Genomic DNA, 2668 nt, shown 5'->3' with positions numbered 1-2668 from the left:
GTGCCGATGAGCAGCGCCATCCAGAGCGCGAGGACCAGCGCCGAGCCCGGGCGGCTAGGGCCGGGGCAGGGCATGGCCGCGGGTCTGGCGCAGGGGCGGCTCGCGCGGTGCCATGTTCAGCATGCGCAGCCGCAGCTCCTCCGTGGCGCGGCGCAGCTCCTCCGCGCTCTGCACCACGCGCGGCGTCAGCAGCACCAGCAGCTCCGTCCGGCGCCGGTCGCGGCTGCGGGTGCCGGTCAGGTCACGGATGATCGGGATGTCGAGCAGGTAGGGCAAGCCGGAGCGCGAGGTGCTGTCGGCCTCGCGGATCAGCCCGCCCAGCGCCACGGTCTCGCCCGAGGGCACGGAGACCACGGTGCGCAGCCGCCGCTGCTGGATGGTCGGGCTGTCGATGCCGCTGGTGGTGGTGGCCACCGCGTCCGAGACATCCTGGTCGACATCGAGCAGCACGCCGCCGGCGGAATTCACCCGCGGCGTGACATCGAGAGAGACGCCGGTGTCGCGCAGCGAGACCGAGTTGACGATCCGCGTGTCGGTGACGCCGCCGCCGGTGGCCTGCTGGGTGACGATCGGCACCGAGTCGCCCACGCGCAGCCGCGCGGTCTGGTTCGACAGCACCATCACCTGCGGCGAGGAGATCACCCGCACCTCGGTGACGCTGGCCAGCGCCTCCAGCACCGCCCCGGCATCGGCGCCGCCGGAATAGAGCAGGTTGAAGCCCGGGAAGCTCTGGGCGATCACGCCGGTCGCGGTCTGCGCCAAGGCGAAGCTGAAGCGGCCGGTTCGGAAGAACCAGGAGAGGCCGTATTCCAGCCCCTGGTTCAGCGTCACCTCGGCGATCACCGCATCGATCGCCACCTGGCTCGGGGGGCGGTCGAGCGCCATGACGGCGCGCTCCACCAGGCGCCAGTCGGTCTGGCTGGCATAGACGATCAGCGCGTTCTGCGCCTCGTCGGCGACGATGCGGACCGGGGCGGCGGGGAGGCCGCCCAGATCGCCGCCGCCGCCCCCTCCGGGCGGGAAGGCGGGCAGGCCGGCCCCCGGCCCGCCGCCCGGCAACGTTCCCGGCGGGGGGCCTCCCGGCAGCCCGGGCGCCGCGACGCTCCCAGCCCCCTGGCTCCCCCCCTGGCCTCCTCCCTGGGGCCCGCCCGGACCGCCCGGACCGCCCAGTGGCGCGTCGGTGATCGGCGCGACGCCGCCCGCCAGGGCCTGGGCGGCGGTCTGCCCCGGTGCCAGCAGCGCGCCGGCCTCGCCGCGCCCGCCGCCGCCCTGCAGCAACTGCCGCAGCGTCGCCGCCAGCTCGCTGGCGCGGACATACTGGACCGGATGCACGAAAAGCTGCGGCGCGTTGCCCATGCCGGCGGCGTCGAGCGAGCGCACCCAGCGGCGCACGCGCTCGAGCTGCTGCGGCTGCGTCGCCATGACCAGCACCGCGTTCAGCCGCGCCACGGGCACCACGCGCAGCCCCTCGCGCCCGCCGCCCTCGCTGGCGAAGAGGGTGTTCAGCTCCTGCGCCACCAGCGCGGCGGGCGCGGAATCGAGCGGCAGCAGGGCGAGCGACTGGTTGCGGATCCAGCCGACGTCGAAGCTCTGCGCCGCCTCCGCCAGGGTGGCGAGCTGCGGACCCGTGCCGGCGAGCAGCAGGATGTTGCGCGTCTCGTCCGCGGTGACGGAGCCGCCGCGCGGCGCCAGCGGCTGCAGCACGCGCTGGAGGTCGGCGGCGCGGGCATGGGTCAGCGGCAGGGCCAGGATGGCGAAGCCGGGCCCGGCGCGCACCCCCGGCATCCGCAGCGTCACCGGAGGGCCGGATTGCAGCGCGCTGTCGAGCGGCACGACGCGGTAGCCGCCGGCGCCGCGCAGCAGGGCGGCGCCATTCGCCTCCAGCGCCGATTCCAGCAGCGAGAGCGCGGCCTCCTCCGGCACCGGTCGCTGGGTCTGCAGCGTCACGCTGCCGCTGACACGGGGGTCGATGGTGTAGTCGGCGCCCAGCAGATCGCCCAGCACCGTCTGCACCACCTGCGGCAGCCCGGCCTCGACGAAGTTCAGCGTCACCATGCCGGTTCCCGCGGGGGCGAGGCCCGAGGGCGCGGCGCGCTGCAGGCCGCGCGGCTCGGCCGCGGGGTCGATCACCGTCGGGCGGCGCGTGGTGGCGGCGGAAGGCGGCGCGATGAAGCCGGGCGCCGCGACGGGCTGGTAGGGCAGGGGCCGCTGCCCGGCCGCCTGCAGCCTGAGCATGGCCTGGTCGAAGGCGGCCTGGCCGCGCAGCTCGGGCTCGCCGCAGGCCGCCAGCGGGGACAGCAGGGCCAGGGACAGCAGGGCCAGGGCGGGCCGGGCGCGGGGCCTCACATCCCCCCCATGACGGCGGCATTGGCGCCCAGGATGGCGTTCAGCGTGGTGAGCACGATGGCGGCGACCAGCCCGCCCAGCAGCAGGGTCACGCCCGGCACCAGCAGGACCAGAAGGCGTTCGGTGGCACGCTCGGCCTCCTCCTCATGGATGATCGCGACCTCCTCCAGCATCTCCCGCAGCCGGCCGCCCTCCTCGCCGATGCCGATCAGCGTGGTGGCCAGCGGCGGCAGCGCGGCCTCGGCCGCCAGGGCGGCCGCCCGCCGCGCGCCGCCGGACAGCCGATCGGCGGCACGGCGCAGCCCGGCGGCGATGGCGGCAT

The 2668-nt window shown here is 76.0% G+C and carries 2 protein-coding genes; both read right to left on the bottom strand.

Going from position 1 to position 2668, the window contains the following annotated elements; genetic code table 11:
- Positions 1-54: 54 nt before the first annotated feature.
- Positions 55-2346, bottom strand: a complete 2292-nt coding sequence (gene gspD / locus ACVMLK_RS20645) for a type II secretion system secretin GspD (RefSeq protein ID WP_457487490.1) — start codon at positions 2344-2346, stop codon at positions 55-57.
- Positions 2343-2668 (bottom strand): type II secretion system F family protein (locus ACVMLK_RS20640; protein WP_457487489.1); only part of this gene is annotated, 326 nt, incomplete at its 5' end. The genes ACVMLK_RS20640 and gspD, both read right to left, overlap by 4 nt.

It is taken from the genome of Teichococcus aerofrigidensis, from assembly GCF_054073225.1.
This window is presented reverse-complemented; position numbering and strand designations above follow the sequence as displayed.